The organism is Peribacillus sp. NPDC006672 (genome assembly GCF_050274955.1).
GTDB lineage: Bacteria > Bacillota > Bacilli > Bacillales > DSM-1321 > Peribacillus.
The window spans coordinates 462,313-483,883 of the sequence record NZ_JBNNOR010000002.1; the positions used below are offsets into that span (position 1 = coordinate 462,313).

The following is a 21,571-nucleotide window of genomic DNA, read 5'->3' on the forward strand; positions in this document are numbered from 1 at the left end:
CCCCTCCCTTAGTTGATCTTTGGCGCTAACGCCTCGCGTACCCATTTATTATTTTCATATGAAATTCTTCGAAGACTTAAACGGTCCTGCGAACGGGGGCCTTCATTCCTTGCGAACACTTTCAATTTCCCCCAATCGGGTTGTTGGTAAATCCAGGTTTTCGATTCTTTATCAAACCTTAGTGTTTCATCAGGAATTGTAAAGCCCAGTGAAAGGATCCGCTTCACATACTTAGAAAAAAAGGCTTGGCGAAGCTCTTCATTCGTACTTGTCCTGATTCTGTACTTAATCGTTATATCCTGTTTAGATGAGCCCACTTCATTTTTACTGGGAGGTCCAAAGAAGAGTAATAAAGATTCCCACCAATAATTGATGGAGTCTTGAACCAATTTCCTTTGTTCTTCCGTTCCTTCAGCCAAAGCCATGATTATCGCTTCACCATGCTGAGCGTGAAAAACTTCTTCCGCGCAAATCCGCTGTAAAGCTCGGGCATAAGGTCCGTATGAAGCGCCAAGCATGTTCGTCTGGGAAATGATGGCTGCCCCATCAACCAGCCATCCAATCAATCCTGCATCGCCCCAGGATTTGGCTTCCATATGGAAGACATTATGAAACTTTAAATCTCCATTAAATAAATCTTGCATAAGGTCATCCCGTTTTTTACTGTACGGCTTTAGCAAATCCTCGGCGACTCGAAGCAATAATTGTCCATGCCCCATTTCATCCTGCACCTTTGCCATGATTCCAAGTTTCCTATTTAAAGTCGGGGCTTTAGGTACCCATTCCTTTTCTGGAAGCGCTCCCATTATTTCACTGATGCCATGCATCGATATTAACTTGATGAGTGTGCCCCGGTATTCTTCCGGCATCCAATCATCCGCTTCTATCTTTTCTCCTGCTTCGATTCGGGCAATAAATTGGTTTAGTTTTTCTTGTTCTGCCATATCATTTAAAAGAACGTTCATTGAAATCACCTCTCATATCTTAATATAACGTTTATATAACGTTATTATATTTTACCGTTATATTTAATGCAAGACTATTCCGTCTCTTTTTTAAAAATAAAAGGAAATTATCAGGAGGTTTTACGATTCTTTTAATCAACTAAAACTTTAAACGGTGAAGATTCCACTTTAATTGACACTGTTGGGCAGCCTTCCAGTGCATCATCCAGATCATCAAATAAATCTTCTGCGACCTCTGCAGTTCCTTCATTTTCATCCAGGATGACAAATGCCACCCCATCATCATTGTAATCAAAGATTTCCGGTACAGCGGCACCACACGCACCGCAAGCAATGCAAGTTTCTTGATCGACAACTGTATATTTAGCCAAGATGCCTTCCTCCTTCTCTATTTCAAGATTAGTTCCATCTTCTTTTTCATTAAGCTTGTGCCATGAAGGGTCTAAACCTTTTAAAATGGATCGATAAGTACCTTTGCATCGCTGATTGCAGTAGCTGCTTCTCCAAACCCACTGGCTCAACTTTACTTTCCCTTCATAAATGCAGATATCCCCAGCGGTATAAATCTCCGGAATGGTAGTTTCCATTCTTGAATTAACGACAATCGCATTTTTTTCAATATCAGATTCCAGACTTTAATCGGACCCAAAATCCATAGTTAACCACAGCGGCCTCCGCTTTATGTATCTTTCCTTCCCCTTCATTCACGTTTTCGAGCATCACATCGATTTCTTCCTGCTCCATGTATTTCAATCAGGACAGATGGAGTCATAAACTGAACGTCAGAATTCGCATGGTTTCAACGCTATGTTCATGAGCACTAAATTTCCCCTCGGTGTGCAATCTTTACTAGATTGGCGAAAGGTAGGAGCATTAAAACCCAACTAAAGGTACCCTCCTTTCCAGCCAGTTATAAACTAATCACTTCATCTTTCCGCTTATCAACGACACGAATGGCTTTTCCTTCTGAGCGTGGAATACTTTTTGGAATGTTGACAACAATATCCATCGTTACAAGACATGCAGATTTCATATGATGCTGAATCGTTTTCCTTAATATCTCTACATTTTCATGCGTTAAGTCTTCTTCAATCCCCTTATAGAAACCGCTTTCAATTTCAATGTGCAGTTCAACACCATCCATCTTCCCCTTCTTAACGAGATGAATCTGATAATGCGGCACAATTCCCTCCATTTGGAATAACACACGCTCTATTTCAGAAGGGAATACATTCACTCCCCTGACTATGATCATATCATCCGTTCTGCCTTTCACACGGGACATTCTTGTTGTGGTACGCCCGCATTTACACGGTTCATGGGTAATGGAGGCGATATCACCTGTACGATAACGAATGATTGGCAACGCTTCCTTTGTTAGGCTGGTAAAGACAAGTTCCCCATCTTCGCCGTCCTCAACTGGTTCAAGCGTATCCGGATTAATGACCTCGACAAGAAAATGGTCTTCTGCGATATGCAATCCATCCTGTGCTTCACGGCATTCTATCGCAACTCCTGGCCCCATGATTTCACTTAGTCCGTAAATATCGATCGCTTTCAAATTCAGTTTCCTCTCAAGTGTTGCCCTCATTGCCTCTGACCACGGCTCAGCTCCGAAAATACCATACTCAAGCCCATTTTCAGCAGGGTCAATCCCCATCTCCTCCATCTTTTCAGCGATATTCAAAATATAAGTAGGGGTTCCACAAATGCCGCGCGGTTTAAAATCATTGATGATCGTAATCTGGCGATCGGTATTCCCCCCTGAAATCGGTACGGTGGCAACCCCTAGCTTTTCTGCACCGCAATGGAGGCCCAGTCCGCCCGTAAACAGACCATATCCATATGCGTTATGGAAAATATCTGACTTGCGACCTCCTGCAGCTACAATTCCACGTGCGACGATCGTTGCCCAGTTCTCCAAATCGTTTTTTGTATACCCGACAATTGTAGGCTTTCCGCTTGTGCCTGATGAACCATGAATACGCGTTACTTCCTCCATTGGAACTGCGAATAAACCGAATGGATACTGATCACGAAGAGTCTGTTTTTTTGTAAATGGAAGCTTTGTCACATCGTTTAGAGTTTGAATATCTTCCGGATCAAGGCCCATCTCTTCAAATTTTTCTCTGTAATAAGAAACATTTTCATATACATGGCTTAACGTTTTTTTAAGACGTGCCATTTGTAAACTTTCCATTTCAGCACGCGTTGCCGTTTCAACTTCCGGATTGTACATTGTTTCAGTCCCCCTCAATTTTGCTCGTGTTCCATCCGACCCCTCGTTCATAACGGTTATAAAACGGATATCAAATTATCGTTATGATTCATTTTCAAGATTAATACGTCATTTATACGTTGTCAATGATGTTTTTTTCAATTCTACAAAAAAAATGACAGAATAAACAAAAAATATTTTTTAATTTACTAAATTTTCTGACCACGTTAATTTTAACAATGATGTATCACTTTTCCAACGGACGTTTTAAAATCGTACCATAACAAAAAGGGGGATTATTATGGAATCGCCGGTTAAAACGGGGCATTCACCAGCAGGCCATGACAGTGGAAACAAGTATCGTCAATTAATTAAAACGGAAGAATTCGAGGAACTTCTTCAAAAGAAAAAAGCTTTCATCGTACCTGTCACTCTATTCTTTCTTGCTTTTTATTTTGTTCTGCCTATGTTAGCTGCTTATACGGATGTATTGAAAGGTTTTATAAAATCAAAGAGTTCCCTTGGATGCAACCACTTTCTCCCTCTTTCCCACATACACATCGAGTGCAGCCTGCAAAGCCTCTCCCCGATTAACTTGGAACCCCTGGCGCAAAAGGACAGCTTCCAAGGAGGCCAATACAAAGAGAATGTTTTCTTTCCTGCAGCTGAATCCCATCGTCCCAATTCTCCAGATTTTCCCGTGAAGCGGACCAAACGAGGACGCAATCTCGATACTGAATTCATTCAACAGCATGGCCCTTACTGCTTCCCCGTCGATTCCTTTTGGAATTTCGATGCAAGTTACACACGGAAGTTTGTTTTTCCCATCCCCGAATAACGTTAGTCCCATCGCCTTGATCCCTTCAACGAGAGCAGCTTCGTGGAGTTCATGACGGGCAAAGCGCCTTTCCAGACCTTCTTCAAGCACAAGGCGCAATCCTTCACGCAACGCATAAATCATGGAAGTCGCTTCTGTATGGTGATTCAAACGGCGCGGTCCCCAATAATCCTGCAGCATACTTAAATCGAAATAATTACTGGTGATCGGACGGCGGACCGAAACCTTTTGGTTGTCTTCATCCGTCGCAATACCACGTTCCACCTTTTTGCGGGACTTGATGATCTCTTCTATTCTTTCATTATACGTAATCGGTGCCATACCCGAAGGAACGGACAAGCATTTTTGTGTCCCGCCTATCAATCCATCAATACACCATTCATCCACCTTTACATCGGTGCCCCCGATGGAGGCAACCGCATCCACCACAAGCAGGACACCCAATTCACGGCAGGCCAACCCGATTTTCTTCAAAGGCTGCATACGACCCGTGGAAGTTTCCCCATGTACGATTGCTGTTATTTTAGGGGAGACTTTCTTGATTTCCGAGATGACAGCTCGAGGATCGAACACCTCTCCCCAAGGGCATTCAATCGTATGAACTTCAGCTCCGTATCGCTCACAAATTTCCACCAACAAATGACCGAATCTTCCGAATATCGGGACCAGAACTTTATCACCTGGCTCAATGATGCTGCATAGAATCGCTTCATTCCCTGATCTTGAAGTGCCATCTATCGGGAACGCCCATTTATTTTTCGTTTGAAAAACCAAACGCAGCATTTCCATTACTTCATTCATGATATTAGTGAATGCGGGATCGAATTGCCCTAATATCGGTGTGCTCATCGCTCTTAAAACACGCGGGTCCACCTCGACCGGACCTGGCGTCATGATTCTTCTCATCGGTGCATTCAATTCTGAATATGCCATTTTACCCAACTCCTTCAATAGGCTAATTTATATAGTATTTCGCTTAAAACATCTATTCCCCTTTCCAAATTCGGAACACTCGTAAACTTTTAATAATCAACCTGCATCGATGCATGGTGGACATTGTGAGCAATAGATGAATATGAAAATTTCATATCATTGAAGCGGCAATACCTGAATAAATTTGGCTTTCCATTTATCCTGGCTGTACGCGGCAAAAAAAATACTTTTAACGAATCGTTATATACCTTATAAGGTAGTTGCTACAAGTGCTGGAACACTTGTTGGTTGGCCCAAACATGGTATTCGTACATTTTCTTTACTCGTTTTTTCCATTATCATACTCCACTCTTTTTTTTAAATGGAGTATTATCAGGAATATTTAAGCTTTTGTTCAGTTTGCTTCCTACATCTATATCAACTATAGAAAGAATCATACTTAAACTAATCCAGCGGTTTGAAAAGAAACTTGGTCGTTATACTATTTAGCAGAGGTTATTCTACCAAAAAATAATTGTGGTCAATACTATGCCCTTCTCTCCCCCCAAAATTAAAAGCCGCTTTTTCCTACGTAAAAAAAATTTATTGAAGTTAAGTTAGTAAATCGGATTATGAAAAAGATACATGTGTGGCCAAAAACAAGTATAAGAATGTAATAGAGTGGATAAACTAATAAAAAAGGAGTGGGAGATTATGGAGACTAAAACTAAAGAGGGAACTAAAGATATGTGGAGAGAAATCAATCAATGTATAACTCGAATAATTGATGAAAAACATGAATTATCATTTCAAAAGAAGAGTAATGACAATTATATGAATCTATATATTCAAACAGCCGTATTGCATACCTTATTTGGACTTTCAGAAGAGCTCAGGAAAATTGAAAGGAAATATACCGAATTGTGATATCTATCGGAAAGACCTGTGACAAGTTTAACCATTATTGTGGATTAGGATAAAAAACTCCCCTTAGGGATCCTTTTAAATACCAAAGTATCATCCTATCTATCCTAATCCACGTTTGCTTTCCATCTTTTAACCTTACTATGTAATAAGATCATTTCCGATACCAACAATTTGACCAACTTTATAACTGTTCCATTTTTCCTTGCCTTCCGAATAAATACCTCTTTATCATTCCAACTAATATCCATTTTGATTTCAACCCCCTCTACTTAATGAAGTGGAGTAAATAAAAATAACCTCTTAAAACACATGACAAAACCCCACCTGCTCCCATAGCAACTGATGGGGTTTCTAACTGGCTTCTACATCTACATCAACCGGGAGGTCCATCTTGTGCAATCACGCCCTTTCGTTTAAACGGCTAATTTACTGTATTCATCCAACTGATCTTTAGTTAGATTTTTGATGAAATGATCGATGTTTATCGACTCGATTTCATACCTTTCACAAATCTTTAAATAACTTTCATAAGCTTTATCATAAATGTTCATCATCTAGCCCCCTTCTGTTATATAACAATAAATTTAACTTATTAATAATATATAACAACCATAATTTCCCGTCAATTCATTTTTTCTGAAAATTCGGTAATAATTTCATTCTCTTAGTATTTCCCATATTGTTCTTCGCTAACCGTCATATAAAGAAAAAGCCGCCTTAGCGACAGATCCGAACCAAAAAAAGCTAATTCACCCGTTATTTCTCTAAAGCAAGAAATAGAATGCCTGTTTACATTAACGACCATTTGAATAGCGTAAAAAACCAACTCTCCATATAGGAAAATTAGTTTTTTTCTTTTAAACTATGGATTAAAGCAATGCAGTCAGTAATTATTTGTAACTGCTGCAAGCACATCTGTATTTTCAGTTGTACCACTAATAACTCCACCTAAAATTTAGGCCGTCCAACGGAGACTCCTCAGGAGCAAAGGGCGCCGAGAAGGCTCCCTGACCGCCCGCGGAAAGCGAGTGCCTGGATGATTCCGGCAAACTCGATCATTATCAGGTTTGTCTACAGTCTAAGCAGGTACTCCGGCCTGCTATTCCTTTTAATGATTAACTGAACAACGCCCTGTTCGCTCTCTTTTTGAAGAGGATGGGGTTAGAAGTATTTCTTTTTGTAATAAAGGGCCGTATGTATCGACACGTCGGTCTCTAAAGAATTGCAGAATTTTTCTAGTCTTTTCTATCTCTTTTAAATCAATTTCTTGCACAATAATTCCTTCTTTATCATCAAGTGAAGCTAAAATATTCCCTAATGTATCGCTAATGAATGAACCACCGTAAAAATTCATGTCCTTTTCCTGGCCCACTCGATTTGTCGCAGCAACAAATACACCATTAGAAATGCCATGAGCAGAAATTGCCTTTTCCCATGATGATCTTGTTGATATCTCGGGATGATCTGGCTCTGAACCAATAGCGGAAGGATAGAATAATATCTCTGCACCTTGTAAGCTCAAAATTCGGGCAACTTCTGGAAACCACTCGTCCCAACAAATCCCGACTCCTATTTTTCCATAAGCCGTTTCATAGACTGGATACCCAGTATTGCCTGGAACGAAATAATATTTTTCATGATACTGGGGACCATCCGGAATATGATTTTTTCTTGTAATCCCTAAACATTCTCCATCAGCATCAAATACAGCTGCACTATTAAAATAAATACCAGCACCTGCTCTTTCGTAAAAAGGGACAATCAAGACAATTGCTAATTCCTTTGCTAATTCACCCATTTCGGCTAATGTACCGCTATCTACATCTTCAGCTAAATCATAATTTTTCACACTGACCGTTTGCGGAAAATATTGCGAAGAAAATAATTCCTGTAAACAAACGATTTGTGCACCTTTATTTACTGTTTCTTTTATTTTCTCTATCGTTTTTTGAATATTTTGCTCAATGAATTCTCCGCAATGAATTTGGACAAGACCAACTTTTACTTTTGACATCTTCTCACTTCCTCACTTTTATTTTTTTATCTTATACAGGTTGGACGACCGGGTTTTCATATACGATTTTTCCATCCATGATCGTCATCTTCACTTCTGTTTCAAGAATTTCCTTTGTTGATATGCTAAATAAATTTTTATTCAATACAGCGATATCCGCTATCTTCCCTGCTTCCAATGTGCCTAATTCATTTTCTCTAAATGACCCGTATGCCGGTATGGCCGTGTAGTATTTTAACGCTTGTGCCAATGTTACTCCTTCCGACTCTTGCCACGCCTTCCCGGTTAAATCTTTTCTCGTGATTGCCTGATAAATGCCCATCATGGGATTTAGGGGCACTACAGGAAAATCTGTACCAAAGGCAATTTTAGCACCAGTATCCACTAGTGTTTTGATCGGATAATAGAGAGGTTGTTGTTTTTCACTGATCCTGGCTGTATATGCCCCACTTTCCATTAATTCAATGTGTTTAGGTTGAAAGGAAGCGATTACATCCAATTCCTTAAAGCGATGAACATCATCCGGATGCAATACCTCCACATGTTCAATGACATGTCTAGCATTTCTTTCTCCATTTACGTTTCTCGCTTCTTCAAATGCATCCAATGCTAAGCGGACAGCACCGTTACCAATAGCATGGAAACGAATTTGAAATTTTTCCTTATCTGCCTTTTTTACTAATTGTTTAATTGTTTCAGCTGGATAAGTTGTTCCGCCTTTTGTTTCAGGACGGTCTTTGTAATGATCCAATAAAAAAGCAGTATGACTTGTCACAACACCATCTATAAATTGTTTTAATCCAGAAAAGGTGAGCTTGTCTGACTGATAATTTTTTTGTAATTCCTTGGCGGCAGCTAAATCCATTTTTAACTCCGGCGAAAAGTGAATTCTGGTTGTTAGTAACCCTTCTCTCTCAAATTCCTTAAAAATTTCAAGATCGTCTAATGGATTTGGCGCAATTTTGGCTCCGTACAAATCATTAACGGATGTGATTCCCAATCTTTTCGTTTCATTAAGAAAGCCTTGGAATAATTTCACACGTTTTTCTTTCGGTAATTTGTATGCATGTTCTGATGCATACCCAATTGCTTGTTCAAATAGAAGGCCTGTCAGTTGACCAGTTTCGTCTTTTCCAATTTCTCCATATTCAGGATCTGGGGTACCCTTCGTTAATTGAATCATTTCCATTGCTTTACTATTGATCCATGCGTAATGCACTTCTGCATTGAATAATAAAACGGGACGATCACAAATATATTTATCTAGTGTTGTTCTATGTGGCAGCACTTTGTTCTTCCAATTGGTATGATCCCAACCAACACCAAATATCCACTTATCATTTGGTCTCGTTTCTGCAAATTCAGCTACTATTTTGGCTGCATCTTCTTCTGAAGCTGCATCAAATAATTTGGCACTATCTTTCTGTAAAATGCTTCCCATCATAATGTGCATATGAAAATCATGAAATCCCGGAATAATCAGTCCCTCTTCGATGTCATACACTTTTGTTTGCTCTCCAAGGCATGACATTATATCTTCTTTAGAACCAGTTTTAATAATTTTATTATCTTTAATAGCGATAGCTGCTTTTATTGGCTCATCTTGTAACCCAGTAAAAACATGTTGACCAGAAAGAATGATGTCTGCGTTTACCATTTTTATCCTCCTCGATTAATATAGCTTTTATGCTTGCATTTCTTTTTCAATCGCACTATCAATAGAAAGCTCTGGCGGCCGCTTACTAAACATTTTCGTATTTGAAAGCAGCATGATGAAACCAATTCCTAACCATCCCAGTCCGAGTAAAAGCGCCTTTGAATCAAGACTGGTCCATAACCAAATTGTGAAACCAGTACCAATCAGCGGCAATATCAGGTACTTTAGTGTGTTAATCCCGCTTCGCTGTTTTTCTTTAATGAAATAATGGGAAATAACTGAAAGATTAACAAATGTAAAGGCAACGAGCGCCCCAAAGTTAATAAAGGATGAGGCAGTTACTAAATCAATAAATAACGCAGATAAAGCAAAAATGCCCACTAAGATGATGTTGTGTGTTGGAGTTTGAAATTTTGGATGAATATGACCAAAAATTCTCTTTGGAAGAACTCCATCTCTCCCCATCGCATACAAAAGTCGCGAAACACTTGCATGAGCTGATAAACCAGACGCCAGCCCCCCGGTAATATAACCTGCTAGAAAAATAGATTGAAATAAATTACCCCCGATATACATAGCAATTTCCAAGGAAGCGGAATCTGGATCTTTAAAGGCCTGGAAATTTGGGTAAATAAGGTGACTGATGTATGAGATGGTGACAAACAGACCACCCCCTATTAATGCGACGAGGAAAATAGCCTTTGGTATTATTTTTTTCGGATTAATGGTTTCCTCTGAAAATGTGGTAACAGCATCAAATCCTAAAAAAGATAAACACAAAATGGAAGATCCCGCTAATACTAAAGATAGTGGTATATCTCCATTCACAAATGGAGAACTCATGAATAATGTTCCTGAGCCCATTCCGTTAAGTAACCCTTTAATCGAGAGGAATGTAAAAATAACTATTATTAAGAATTGACAGGCAACTAATAAAAGATTTATTTTTGTTGCTATTTTCACTCCAATTATATTTACAGTGGTGATTAAAATGACAAAGGTAATTAACCAGAAGGAAAAAGGAACGGAAGGAAAATATGCGTTTAAGTAAATGGCGATCAGTAATCCATTGATCATTGGCAAAAATAAATAGTCCAATAGGATAACCCAGCCTACCAAAAACCCAAGGTGAGGATTAAAAGCCTTTTGAGTGAATGTATATGCAGAACCGGCAACAGGGTAGGCCTTAACCATTTGACCATAACTATAGGCTGTAAATAACATACCAACTAAAGCTATGATATAAGCAGCAGGCACCATCCCTTTCGTTATTTCCGCAACAACCCCATAAGTAGAAAAAACTGTTGTAGGTGCCATATAAGCCAATCCAAATAGCACTAAAGGAAACACTGTTAACGAACGTCTTAATTTTGCATTCTCCATGTATCACTCCACCCTTATTCGTGATTAATTAACTAATATGCAAATACCATACCAAGCGGAGATTGATTATTTAACGGTTCAATTATCGATACATTCCCAATAATTACAATATACAGATTATTTAATAGATTAATATTTTTATGCAATCTTGCATCAATTATTTAAGGATGCATAATCTATATGCTTCAAGATTGACATTGTTTCCGGAGCGTCCACTTCCATTATTAGCACGAGTTTTTCCATCCTTCTTTTCATATATAAGCCAGAAAGTATCCCCAGCCCGGTCACATGCGGGTAAACTACACCCAAACAGGCACTGACTGCCACATCAAAAGAAATCCCCCCTTTTTCAAGAATTTTAATTCCTGCCATCGATGCAAGATAATGAGGGCTTACCACCATACTTTCGTTCCATTTATTTGTTTTCTCAGAAAATTAATGATGATTGTATTACATCTTGTTTCTTGTTCTTACGTAATTCAAATTTAAGTTTTCAAGACAAAAAGATGTTTTTTTTCATATTAATCATCCTATTTTATTAAAAAAAGATAATCATTCGTTCATTACGTAATTATTATCAAAATTTTATATACATTTCGAAAGCACTTTTGTTATCATTAATTCATAATCTTGGAAATGAATTCTAAATTTTAAAACATGGAGGAATCGTTTTGAAAAATCCATATACGGAATTGACGGTAGGGATGATGAGGACGGGGATTTTAGGCTTCGGCGGCGGGCCATCTGTCATCCCGCTCATCCGCCACGAAGCAGTTTCCCGCTATCACTGGGTCGATGATGATGAATTCGGGGACACTTTGGCAATCGCCAATACACTCCCAGGACCGATTGCCACTAAGATGGCAGCGTATCTTGGTTATAAATTAAAAGGGTGGCCGGGAGCCCTCGTGAGTGTGGCCGCCCACGTTTTACCTTCGTGCTTTGCGATGGTTTTCTTGATTGCGTTCATTAATGTTTTAAGTAATTCAGCAATGATCAGCAATATGATCGCAGCTGTAATGCCGGTTGTCGCCGTCATGCTTGGCCAAATGGCTTATGAGTTTGGCGAAAAGTCGATTAAAGGTTTAGGAAAGGTGCTTGGAATCACCTTTTTTGCGATTTCCTTTTTACTTCTGCAGATCATTTCCCTGCATCCAGGTATCGTCATTATGATCTTCCTTTTATATGGGGCGTTCCATTTTAAATTACGAAATAGATTGAAAAATAAAAAGGGTGATAGGAAGGAGGATTCCGCTTAATGGGTCTTATCATCATTCCAATTGGTGTAGCTGTTTTTCTAGCGTTTTTCATAGCCAATATTCTTGGTTACGGCGGAGGTCCAGCCTCGATTCCGCTTATGTATGATCAAATTGTCACCCGTTACGGCTGGCTTGATAATGCCGAGTTCTCACAAATGCTTGCGTTAGGAAATTCACTTCCAGGGCCGATTGCCACCAAAATAGCCGCATATGTCGGATATGATGTATATGGCTGGCCAGGATTTTTAACTGCATTGGCAGGCACCATCATCCCCTCAGCCGTTGCTTTGATATATTTATTAAAAATCCTGCGAAAATACAAGCGATCGCCTATCGTAAAAGGCATGTCCCTACTTGTGCAGCCCGTGATTACAATCATGATGTTATTGCTCACCTGGAATATGGCCGCTGATGCCGTCGGTTCCATCGGTTACATCCATTCAATCGTCATCGCTGGATTGGCCTTCTTGGCTTTAGGTAAATTCAAGATTCACCCTGCAATCGTAATCATTCTTGCCTTTGCGTACGGCGGCTTTATCATCCCACTCATACAATAATAAAAAATCCACCTAATCGGGGGATTTTTTTATTTAAAGCTTCATGCCCATCCTGCTTTTATAACGTTTAATGAGAATTTGGCAATCTACGCTGACAACACCTACGACCGCATACAGCTTCTCATTGAGAAAGCGTTCCATCTCCTGATTATCAGTGAATATTCCATGCATATGAAGTTTACTCGGACCGGTCATATGATATAAGCTCGTTACAGCCGGTTCACTTTCTAATTGCTGGGCGACCGATTCCAAATATTTAGGTTCAACCTCAACATTAAAAAATGCCGAAACATGGATGCCAACCTTAGCTGGATTTATGACCGCAGTGAACTTCTCGATCACACCGTTTTCAACAAGATGATTAATCCTCATCTGAACCGCCACTCTGGAGAGTTCCACTTTCTTAGCTAAGTCGGTATACGAAATTCGTGCATCTTCATGTAAAACCGATATGATCTTCTTATCGATTTCATCAACTTTCAAGCCGGGAATCTTAAAGTCCTCTGCCATCCTACGTAGCTCCTTTTCGATTTCTTATTCCATTATCGCAGAGAATAGCACCGGATCACAACAATCTTCCTTTTTACTTTCAAAATTAAGCTCCATTATAAAAACAGCGGATTTTATGAATGATCAATAGCCAAATATATAAACTGATACATGTAATGGCAAGCTAATTTTGTCAGCCCCTTTTCAATAGGCCCCCTCCAACTCATCCGCTTGAACAAGGAAAGGAACATTCACAAAGTTATCTCCTGTCATATAGCCATTTCCGTTAAAGGAGTGCTCAGGAACTGTCTCATTCCCATCCTTATCATAAAAATTAATCGCCAATTGTCAGGATACCTCCCGACTCCGTACGTTTTTCCATTAAGCGCAATGCTGTGCATCATTTCTATTCCAGGTTGATAGGTAGCTATGCCATCCGATACCATAAAATCTCTATCTTTTTTCATAAAAACCCTGATTTCGGAAATGTCATCTTTCGGATCTATATTCCACATGATTAAAGATTTTTCTTCTCCATTCCAAGCCTGTGGCTGACCGCTATTTTCCACAGAAGCCACTCTCCATTTATTTCGCTTCCAGACCCAAAAGCTCATCCCATACCCGTTATCTACGTTAATAAAGGGGACAAACACATGTGTATCATCCAAAAAGATTTGATCTTGTATGACCATCGGCTGAGCCTCAGAGAAGTTTGAGTTTATTCGTTCGATGACTTGTCTGTCCGATAGGAAGGGTTCCGGCGCTTTTGGAAATCGAACAAATGAAAGGATACCTCCAATCGATATAAAAGCCGTAATGAGAACTATTATTTTTGTTTTTTTAGTCATCCTTCTAACGCACCTCCAGTCAAAATGGATTCCTCTAGCCTGTAGTAAACCTGATGCCCTTTATTAGGTGTAATCAGTAGACCCTTTCCATCTTCTTCAATGAAAATGAGTGTTTCAAAACCTCTTCCTTTTTTAGGAACGGTACCTTTCAAAATATAAGGGAACATTTCTTTGTACCCGCTATCTTCATTGATTCCGTAATACCAAGATTCACTCTCGATCTTTTTTTGTTTCATCTTGTTCATTTGACTTTCCAACTCTTCTTTATTCAAAGTGACTTCAATGGAGTTCGGATGCGTCGCCATCAGCGAAGCACTTTTAACGTCCATCATATATGTAGATATGTCAGCATTAGGATACATCATTTCATCCAGCGGTATGGCTAAAAGTGAAGCACCCAAAAAGATGAAATTCGATAAGAATCCGAGCCAGGCAAATCGACGGAATCGCTGCCACCGCCCTTCATTTCCTTTCCTTCTCAATAACCATGATAATAGGGCAACTCCTATAGGGACAACGGGTACACTAACCACCTCATCTGATAGATTAAAAGTAAAACTATAAGTGATCATTCCTAGTACAAACACAACGAGAGCCTTCCATGCCTTAGGAGGACTTTCTTGTTTTTTATAAATAATGGCAAATGCTATACTAATCAGCATGTAACTGAATGCTATAAGGATTAAAGAGGGTGCATGCATATATTTTTCTACGTCAAATATTCCCTTCATTCTATCTAATACTCTCCTTTTTATCGACTTTATCCTTCACACGAACCCCTAACCATACCATATATACCTTTTTTTGTAACTAAAGGGTGCAAATGAGTATGACTGCAATCCCCCTCCTCATAAATTGAAGGCGGGGGTTTACAGCCCGTTTAATGCAGGATAAAAGTGTATGAATATCAATGTACCCATCATCAATCCTTTGTTTGAAAGGTCCTCGTGATATTTTTGTATTCCTCATCATTGAGAATGCCCATTTTTTTGAATAATGCGGAATAAGCCACTATTTTTTTTTGTGTACGGTTTGTACAACTCATATGAATCAGCTCCTTTTTTTACATAGTATTCAATCGCAACAAAATGTTTCCTAAATGCAAAACATTTTGTATAGACTAAAATAAAAAAACTGCCGATTTTTATCGGCAGTTTCAACTTGTTATACGTGATTAAAATAAGGTGCGCCGCGTTCTTTTGAAGAAGGTTTCTCACCGCCTCTAAAAATAATGAATGATAGCATGGAAGAAAATAGTCCGGCACTATCCAAAAGTGCTATATATTTCCCAATTGATTTTGCGCAGCAAATTCATGTTTTGTTATTTGTAGGAAGTGTCAAAATACAACCTGATTCCCATTTCCATATATCAAAACTTGACAGTTCGGGTCCATTAAAAAATGTTGTCCTTCTTGCAACCTGTCATCATTCGGATTATCGTTGATTAAGAGAATGCGAAGCAATTGTAAAAAAACTGCATACTTTCTTCATACTTTTTCGCTAAACTTACTCCATCGAATAAGAAGGTGAATATTTTGAAAATCTCCTTTAAGTTGGGACTATGTATTTTTGTTTGCATTTTTTTGATGGAAACCGTTTCAATGATTTACTTACATAATAAAGTAATCCATTCCCGTATCAATCAAGAATTGGAATCACTGAAAGCCCGTGGCAATAGTCATCGTGATGTGTTGGAAATCACTTATTCCAACTCAACCCTTCAGCATATCGCCCTGATGGAATCACATACCGATACAGATGTCTTGATAATGAATACAAGAGGAGATATTCTGATATCTTCCGAAAAGGTAAATGGGGGAATGAAAAAAATCTTAGAAAAAACCCTCCCCCAAGTACCACGAAAGGGTCTCATCATCCAATCAAGTTGGAAGGATGAAAGGTATATAGCTACAGTTACGCCATTTATCAGTGATAAAAAAAATGAAGGCTATATCTATATGTTCAAAGATACAAGGGATGTTGAAGATTTAATCGCTCAATTGAATAGACATTTCCTCTTTGCAACTGTATTGCTCCTTTTCTTCATGCTAATCACCATTTATTTTCTTTCAAAAGCTTTGACTAGACCGCTTATTGCGATGAAGGAAGCGACCACCAAACTCAGTAAAGGGAATTTTTCAGTGGCTGTACCAGTACGATCTCATGATGAACTTGGGGAACTTGCCCACTCTATTCAAAGCTTGGCTAATGAATTGAACTATTTAAAGAAGGAACGCAATGAATTTTTGGCAAGTATCTCTCATGAACTGCGAACGCCGCTAACTTATATAAAGGGGTACGCTGATATTGCCCGCCGAAAAGAATTGGATGCATCCGAAAGATCACGATACTTAGAGATCATCCATGATGAATCCCAACGATTAAACAGATTATTGGACGAACTATTCAATATGGCTAGAATGGATGTAAATACATTTACGATTTCAAAAGAAACCGTCCAGCTCTCTTCATTCCTGCAAACCATTCATGAAAAAGTGTTACCAGCTTTTACAAATAAAAAAATTCAATTGTATCTGGAATGCAAGGATCATTTATTCATAGATATTGATCCGTCACGGTTTGAGCAAGTCATTCTAAACCTGTTGGATAATGCACTGAAGTACTCGAACGAATATACAGTCACAACCATCCAAGCCACTGAATCGCTTGGCAAAATTTCCATCTCCATAATCGATCAAGGGGTTGGCGTTCCAAGTGAAGATATACCCCATATCTTTGACCGATTATATCGTGTCGAGAAATCACGCTCTAGAGATACCGGTGGATTCGGATTGGGGCTCTCCATCGTCAAGCAATTAGTGGAAGTTCAAGGTGGAACCATTTCAGTTAAAAGCAATTTAGAGCAAGGAACGTGCTTCACTATAACATTTAAGGAGATAAAATATGAAGACAGTGGTTCTTGTCGATGATGAACAGAGAATGCTTGATCTTATAGAGCTATACCTTATACCTCACGGATATACATGCATTAAGATGCAATCTGGACATGAAGCCTTACTGTTCTTAGAGCATGAACATGCTGACATAGTCATTCTTGATGTAATGATGCCTGAGATGGATGGGTGGGAAACATGCGAAAGGATCCGGGGATTTTCCAATATTCCCATAATCATGCTCACCGCCCGGGATGCTGCTGAAGAAATGGTGAAAGGGTTGAAAAAGGGTGCGGACGATTATGTAACGAAACCCTTTAATGGAAATGTTTTACTCGCCAGAATTGAAGCTGTTACACGAAGAGTACCTAATCACCAAGGTATGTTCTTTAAGGGGTTACATTTAAATGAATCCGCTTATGAAGCGGATTATGATTCCAAAACCATCCCATTAACACCAAAAGAGTTTTCCATGTTGTGCTTGTTTTTAAAATCCCCTGACCAAGTGTATTCCAGAGATCACCTGCTTTCAACCATATGGGGATTTAAAACGGATACGGAAGATCGGACAATCGATTCCCATATTCGCAATATTAGAGAAAAATTGCGCCATGCAGGTTTTCCAGTAGACCAACATTTGAAAACGGTCTGGGGCATCGGATATAAATGGAGTTCTGTGGATTGATATGGATTTCATTTCTGATGCATTAGCATCCAGCGGACCCTTTTTCATTGCTGTAAGTTTAGTATTGAACATATTGATTAGCGTTCTTGGTTTTATTCCAAGCGCATTCATCACGGCTGCCAATATCACCGGATTTGGATTTGAAAAGGGAGTGGCCCTTTCTTACATGGGAGAAATTGCAGGAGCAGTGGTCAGCTTTTGGTTATATCGAAAGGGATTTCAAACATTCAAACCCAAATTCATGAAGAACCGGTGGGCCATGTTGCTGCAAAAGTCACAAGGCTATCATGCATTTTGGATGATCCTAATGCTTAGAATCCTACCTTTTATACCATCCGGCGTGATCAACCTTACAGCAGCATTAAGCAAGACGGGAGTGATGGTTTTCTTCCTCGCCACATCCATCGGAAAACTGCCTGCCCTCCTTGTCGAGGCGTACTCGGTGACACAAGTAATGAAGGCTTCGAACGATGTAAGGATTGTTCTAATATTATTGATTTTGATCCTCGTACTCTTGTATTACTTTAAAAGAGGTAAGATTAAAGAAATGAAATAGTAGGAGACCATGTAAAAAGAAGATTATCTGATATTTTCATTATAAGTCAAAGTTATGATGAAATATTTTGATAACAAAGAAGTAATAAATAATGTCAAACATTATTTAAGGATAGATAAAAACGGAACCAATCAGCTTTATCTATCCTTTTTTGTAGTATTACAACATTATATTTGATACGGATAAATCAATAATTTCGTTATTCAAGAAATGCGCCCGATTTTCAGCTCGATAAATATAAATTAAAGAATTGCTCCTTTATTTAACGATCAATCAATTGGTAAAATTCGCCTTATAGAACAATTCTGTACAAAAATCTAGTAAATGGAAACAATGCTCTCTTAAAACTTCTTTGCCGCTTTACATTTTAATTTTCTTGTTGTTTTCTAGAGGCACTGGATCAATACTCTGATCATTAGGTGTCAAGTCGATGCCATAGTCCTTCGCGAATACCATGTGAGTTTCTACTAGAACCTCAGTTGTATTTTCATCAAGATTAAATACTCTGGCTCCGCGTAGTCTGTTCCTTTCTGCTCCCGGCAGGCCATAAGCACCGAACCCAGTACTGCCCGCATAACCAAGCAGGATTCCGTAATAATTGCCTACGTAAGTGTTTATATGATCATGACCGCAAAATACGCCCTTGACATCGCCTCTCTCCAGCATCGCTGAAAACAGTCCCCCGTTGATTGGTCCCATACACTCTTCTTCATTTCTTTCTCCTACTATACTATGCTTTTTAACGGCAATCTCATGATTAGAGTCTGTTCGTTGGTCTACGCTCGCATACCACATAAACCTGTGTTCCCAAAGAGGAATATGGATGAAAGCGAGAGAAGGAATTTTTTTTCTCCATTTTCTCTCTAATTTCTTTGACGTCTCATAATACCAATTAACCTGATTAAAACGAAGCCAGTCCCAAGTCGGATATCCTTGGAAATCTTGACCTGCAATGGTTTTTGGCGCATATCTTCCACTGTCAAGAAGCCAGAGGTTGAAAGCTGCCTTTTTTCCTTTTGAATCCTTTATAAGTAAATTCATGTTACCTGTCCCAGTAATACCTTCGACAGTAGGCTTGTTCATATTGTATTTATAAGAAAGATAGATTTTAAGCATGTCTTCCTCATTAAGACCGCCCGTCGGGGTAGAATCTTCATCATGATTTCCAAAGGTAATGGCCCACTTGATTCCTCTTTGTTCCATAGGATATGCGACATTGTTAATGGCTTGCTTCATCTCCATAGATGTATCGCATCCACCCGTAATAATGTCTCCATTAATCACAACAAAATCAGGTTTTTCTGTATCAAGCACTTTCTCCATAAGCTGTAATGTTCTTCGATCAATTCGTTCATCATCTTGTGTATCATTAAATTGAACGATTTTTAATTTTCCATTACGATTAAATTGAAGAGTAATGTCATCTTTTTCTTCCGCCAGTGCTTTAGTGCTAAATAAATCATCTGAAAGTCCAGAGAATCCAAGTGTTAAGGCAAGTGTACTCATTCCTCCAATCTTGATAAATTTCCGTCTATCCAATCCTTCATATGGTTCTTGATTTTTCAAAAAAAATCCCCCATTCTCTTCTAGTAACTGTTTTATAGGGATAAAGCTATCGATACGATGGTAAGCATATAGGAATACAAAAGATTATGAAGAAAAACTATGTAGTTCCAATTCAAAAGAACCATTACGATAAACAAAGTCTGCTTGTTTTCCATGTAAAAAATTGGATTTGTATATATATTATTACAAACTTACATTTTATCGAAGATCACCCTATAAAGGTCAGTTCTTACTTCATAATAAGATAAAATTATTAGTGGGGTATTAATGTTATATGAAAGGTAAGTAAAGAAAACAATAGAAGAAGGAATGTGAGATATCAAAAAATCCTTACTGATTCATCGGGGATATACGGTAATAGAAGGTAGTCTCCGCTATGAATGGATCGAAGTGCTTTCCCTTTTGTTCGTGTATGCCGGCCTGACTAACTCTTTTCAGCTATTGAATCGATGTAGGGTAAATTGGTTCATTTCCTTGAATGTTATACCCAATATAATGAGAAAATGCCTATACTATCTTCCTGTTTTCTGGAAAAAAGAATGAATATATTGTGTTTTAATGGGAAATTCCTTTATAATGCGCATTAGATGATTTTTTTAGCATTGAATACGAGAGGAGACTGAATATGAAGAAACTATTGTACCCAATCGTTATTGGATTATTGGCAGTTGTTCTAACAGCTTGTGGATCGAACGATGAAGCTGATAAAAAAAGTGACGGGAAAGAGACTAAAACAACTGAGGATCAGCAAAACAAGAATGATGAGAAAGAAACGGCTAAAGCAATTGAGGAACAGCAAAAAAAGATGGAAGAAATGCAGAAGGAACTAGATAAGCAAAAGGTGGATGAAAAGAAAACCGTGGCCATCGTCAATGACGAAAAAATTTCAGGTGTGGAATATAATACCGTTTTGTCCACGACACAAATGCAGATGCAGCAATTCGGACAAGACCCAACATCCAAAGAGGGAGCCAAACAAATTAAAGAGCAAACTCTCAACTCTTTAGTAGGGCAAACATTGCTTCTTCAAGCTGCTGATAAAAAGGGCTATACAGCTTCCAAGGCTGAAATCGAAAAGCAACTTGCCCAAATCAAAGAGCAATATGGAAGTGAAGAGAAATTCAAGGAAGCGATGAAACAAGCAGGCCTGAATTCAAAAATGTTGAATACTCAAATCGCAGAGAATATTCCATATACGAAGTACGTTGAAAAAGAGATCAAAGTGGAGAAAGCAACTGATGAAGAAATTGAAAAGTACTACGCCCAGTATGAGAAGCAAGCTAAGGAAAGCGGGCAGGAGGTACAGAAACTTGAAGAAATGAAGCCGGAAATCAAGAAACAGCTAGAGCAGCAAAAGAAACAAGAAAAGCTTGTGAAACATGTGGAAGAACTTCAGAAAAATGCTAAGGTCGATATTAAGATTTAATGACTAGAAGAGCTGCCAAATTGAACTGCATCCCAATTGTTAGACAACATCTAACAATTGGAGGTGCAGTTTTTTTGATTAATGGTCATCCTACTAACAAAACTGCAACAAAGTCCTCGATTCTGGCACATTGACTCAATTCCTTTTGAAGAAAAGAGCTGATGGCATGAAATGAATCAAGCGATTTATTCTATTTTATCGACAAACATCCCTCACGGCTTTCATTTTTTATAAGCCCGTTTTAGAGAACCGTTCGATTCTTTCTCCGATACCAAATGGTTCGCTGGCACCAGTTGATCTAAGGTAATCATTGAGCAAAATTCAAAGGAAATTTCAAAAGGGGTTAGGAATGTTTTAATTCCTAACCCCTTTTGTCT

The 21,571-nt window shown here is 38.7% G+C and carries 21 protein-coding genes and 2 pseudogenes; 9 read left to right on the forward strand and 14 right to left on the reverse strand.

The window, feature by feature from the left end:
* Nucleotides 1–8 precede the first annotated feature (8 nt).
* The 3 genes from paaA to ACQKKK_RS05690 all read right to left on the reverse strand — a co-directional run bounded on the left by paaA (nucleotide 9) and on the right by ACQKKK_RS05690 (nucleotide 3,204).
* On the reverse strand, nucleotides 9–965 hold the full coding sequence (paaA, locus tag ACQKKK_RS05680; RefSeq protein ID WP_427614703.1) for a 1,2-phenylacetyl-CoA epoxidase subunit PaaA: 957 nt from the start codon (nucleotides 963–965) through the stop codon (nucleotides 9–11).
* A 131-nt stretch (nucleotides 966–1,096) separates the two neighbouring features.
* Entirely contained in the window at nucleotides 1,097–1,336 is a 240-nt protein-coding gene (locus ACQKKK_RS05685) for a ferredoxin (protein WP_427614813.1), read from the reverse strand.
* A 539-nt stretch (nucleotides 1,337–1,875) separates the two neighbouring features.
* A complete protein-coding gene (locus tag ACQKKK_RS05690; protein WP_427614705.1) occupies nucleotides 1,876–3,204 on the reverse strand; it encodes a phenylacetate--CoA ligase family protein in 1,329 nt (442 codons plus the stop codon).
* 280 nt (nucleotides 3,205–3,484) lie between these two features.
* On the opposite strand from ACQKKK_RS05690, the pseudogene ACQKKK_RS05695 reads away from it, so the two are divergent.
* A pseudogene (locus ACQKKK_RS05695) lies at nucleotides 3,485–3,667 on the forward strand (DUF485 domain-containing protein); the annotation flags it as partial.
* Nucleotides 3,668–3,691: 24 nt separating this feature from the next.
* Here ACQKKK_RS05695 and ACQKKK_RS05700 read toward each other — a convergent pair.
* Nucleotides 3,692–4,954: a pyridoxal-phosphate-dependent aminotransferase family protein gene (locus ACQKKK_RS05700; RefSeq protein ID WP_427614707.1), complete on the reverse strand. Its 1,263-nt coding sequence runs from the start codon at nucleotides 4,952–4,954 to the stop codon at nucleotides 3,692–3,694.
* A 132-nt stretch (nucleotides 4,955–5,086) separates the two neighbouring features.
* On the opposite strand from ACQKKK_RS05700, the gene ACQKKK_RS05705 reads away from it, so the two are divergent.
* Both ACQKKK_RS05705 and ACQKKK_RS05710 read left to right on the forward strand, forming a co-directional pair.
* A complete protein-coding gene (locus ACQKKK_RS05705) occupies nucleotides 5,087–5,209 on the forward strand; it encodes a 2-oxo-4-hydroxy-4-carboxy-5-ureidoimidazoline decarboxylase (protein WP_427614814.1) in 123 nt (40 codons plus the stop codon).
* 438 nt (nucleotides 5,210–5,647) lie between these two features.
* Nucleotides 5,648–5,860, forward strand: coding sequence for a hypothetical protein (locus ACQKKK_RS05710; protein WP_427614709.1), 213 nt, complete (start codon nucleotides 5,648–5,650; stop codon nucleotides 5,858–5,860).
* Between the two features lie 104 nt (nucleotides 5,861–5,964).
* On the opposite strand, the gene ACQKKK_RS05715 is transcribed toward ACQKKK_RS05710, so the two are convergent.
* The 6 genes and pseudogenes from ACQKKK_RS05715 to ACQKKK_RS05740 all read right to left on the reverse strand — a co-directional run.
* Nucleotides 5,965–6,108 carry a hypothetical protein gene (locus ACQKKK_RS05715; protein ID WP_427614711.1) on the reverse strand — a complete coding sequence of 48 codons (144 nt, stop codon included), beginning with the start codon at nucleotides 6,106–6,108 and terminating at the stop codon, nucleotides 5,965–5,967.
* A 165-nt stretch (nucleotides 6,109–6,273) separates the two neighbouring features.
* Nucleotides 6,274–6,414 carry a hypothetical protein gene (locus ACQKKK_RS05720; RefSeq protein ID WP_153246179.1) on the reverse strand — a complete coding sequence of 47 codons (141 nt, stop codon included), beginning with the start codon at nucleotides 6,412–6,414 and terminating at the stop codon, nucleotides 6,274–6,276.
* 554 nt (nucleotides 6,415–6,968) lie between these two features.
* A complete protein-coding gene (locus ACQKKK_RS05725; protein WP_427614713.1) occupies nucleotides 6,969–7,874 on the reverse strand; it encodes a carbon-nitrogen hydrolase in 906 nt (301 codons plus the stop codon).
* 31 nt (nucleotides 7,875–7,905) lie between these two features.
* Nucleotides 7,906–9,531 carry an amidohydrolase gene (locus tag ACQKKK_RS05730; RefSeq protein ID WP_427614714.1) on the reverse strand — a complete coding sequence of 542 codons (1,626 nt, stop codon included), beginning with the start codon at nucleotides 9,529–9,531 and terminating at the stop codon, nucleotides 7,906–7,908.
* Nucleotides 9,532–9,558: 27 nt separating this feature from the next.
* Entirely contained in the window at nucleotides 9,559–10,914 is a 1,356-nt protein-coding gene (locus tag ACQKKK_RS05735) for an APC family permease (protein WP_427614716.1), read from the reverse strand.
* Nucleotides 10,915–11,089: 175 nt separating this feature from the next.
* Nucleotides 11,090–11,316 (reverse strand): annotated as a pseudogene (locus tag ACQKKK_RS05740) (gamma-glutamyltransferase); the annotation flags it as partial.
* Nucleotides 11,317–11,585: 269 nt separating this feature from the next.
* Between ACQKKK_RS05740 and ACQKKK_RS05745 the strand changes: the two are divergent.
* Together ACQKKK_RS05745 and ACQKKK_RS05750 are read left to right on the forward strand one after the other, a co-directional pair.
* Entirely contained in the window at nucleotides 11,586–12,173 is a 588-nt protein-coding gene (locus tag ACQKKK_RS05745) for a chromate transporter (protein WP_427614717.1), read from the forward strand.
* Nucleotides 12,173–12,730 (forward strand): chromate transporter, encoded by a 558-nt coding sequence (locus ACQKKK_RS05750; RefSeq protein ID WP_427614718.1) that lies wholly within the window; start codon nucleotides 12,173–12,175, stop codon nucleotides 12,728–12,730. Before ACQKKK_RS05745 ends, ACQKKK_RS05750 begins: the two co-directional genes overlap by 1 nt.
* Before the next feature lie 33 nt (nucleotides 12,731–12,763).
* Here the strand turns inward: ACQKKK_RS05750 and ACQKKK_RS05755 are convergent, their stop codons facing one another.
* From ACQKKK_RS05755 to ACQKKK_RS05765, 3 genes are all read right to left on the reverse strand, one after another.
* Nucleotides 12,764–13,240 (reverse strand): Lrp/AsnC family transcriptional regulator, encoded by a 477-nt coding sequence (locus tag ACQKKK_RS05755; RefSeq protein ID WP_125161023.1) that lies wholly within the window; start codon nucleotides 13,238–13,240, stop codon nucleotides 12,764–12,766.
* A gap of 248 nt (nucleotides 13,241–13,488) precedes the next feature.
* Nucleotides 13,489–14,067, reverse strand: coding sequence for a hypothetical protein (locus ACQKKK_RS05760; protein WP_427614720.1), 579 nt, complete (start codon nucleotides 14,065–14,067; stop codon nucleotides 13,489–13,491).
* On the reverse strand, nucleotides 14,064–14,798 hold the full coding sequence (locus tag ACQKKK_RS05765) for a hypothetical protein (protein WP_427614721.1): 735 nt from the start codon (nucleotides 14,796–14,798) through the stop codon (nucleotides 14,064–14,066). The genes ACQKKK_RS05760 and ACQKKK_RS05765 overlap by 4 nt, the downstream gene beginning before the upstream one ends.
* An 870-nt stretch (nucleotides 14,799–15,668) precedes the next feature.
* On the opposite strand from ACQKKK_RS05765, the gene ACQKKK_RS05770 reads away from it, so the two are divergent.
* From ACQKKK_RS05770 to ACQKKK_RS05780, 3 genes are read left to right on the forward strand one after another with little or no spacing between them, the layout of a single operon-like run.
* Nucleotides 15,669–16,997, forward strand: coding sequence for a sensor histidine kinase (locus ACQKKK_RS05770; RefSeq protein ID WP_427614723.1), 1,329 nt, complete (start codon nucleotides 15,669–15,671; stop codon nucleotides 16,995–16,997).
* Nucleotides 16,972–17,646: a response regulator transcription factor gene (locus tag ACQKKK_RS05775; protein ID WP_427614725.1), complete on the forward strand. Its 675-nt coding sequence runs from the start codon at nucleotides 16,972–16,974 to the stop codon at nucleotides 17,644–17,646. Before ACQKKK_RS05770 ends, ACQKKK_RS05775 begins: the two co-directional genes overlap by 26 nt.
* A gap of 1 nt (nucleotide 17,647) precedes the next feature.
* On the forward strand, nucleotides 17,648–18,202 hold the full coding sequence (locus ACQKKK_RS05780) for a TVP38/TMEM64 family protein (RefSeq protein WP_427614727.1): 555 nt from the start codon (nucleotides 17,648–17,650) through the stop codon (nucleotides 18,200–18,202).
* A gap of 360 nt (nucleotides 18,203–18,562) precedes the next feature.
* Here ACQKKK_RS05780 and ACQKKK_RS05785 read toward each other — a convergent pair whose 3' ends face one another.
* Nucleotides 18,563–19,768: a metallophosphoesterase family protein gene (locus ACQKKK_RS05785; protein ID WP_427614729.1), complete on the reverse strand. Its 1,206-nt coding sequence runs from the start codon at nucleotides 19,766–19,768 to the stop codon at nucleotides 18,563–18,565.
* Nucleotides 19,769–20,393: 625 nt separating this feature from the next.
* On the opposite strand from ACQKKK_RS05785, the gene ACQKKK_RS05790 reads away from it, so the two are divergent.
* Nucleotides 20,394–21,194, forward strand: coding sequence for a SurA N-terminal domain-containing protein (locus ACQKKK_RS05790; protein WP_427614731.1), 801 nt, complete (start codon nucleotides 20,394–20,396; stop codon nucleotides 21,192–21,194).
* Nucleotides 21,195–21,571 lie beyond the last annotated feature (377 nt).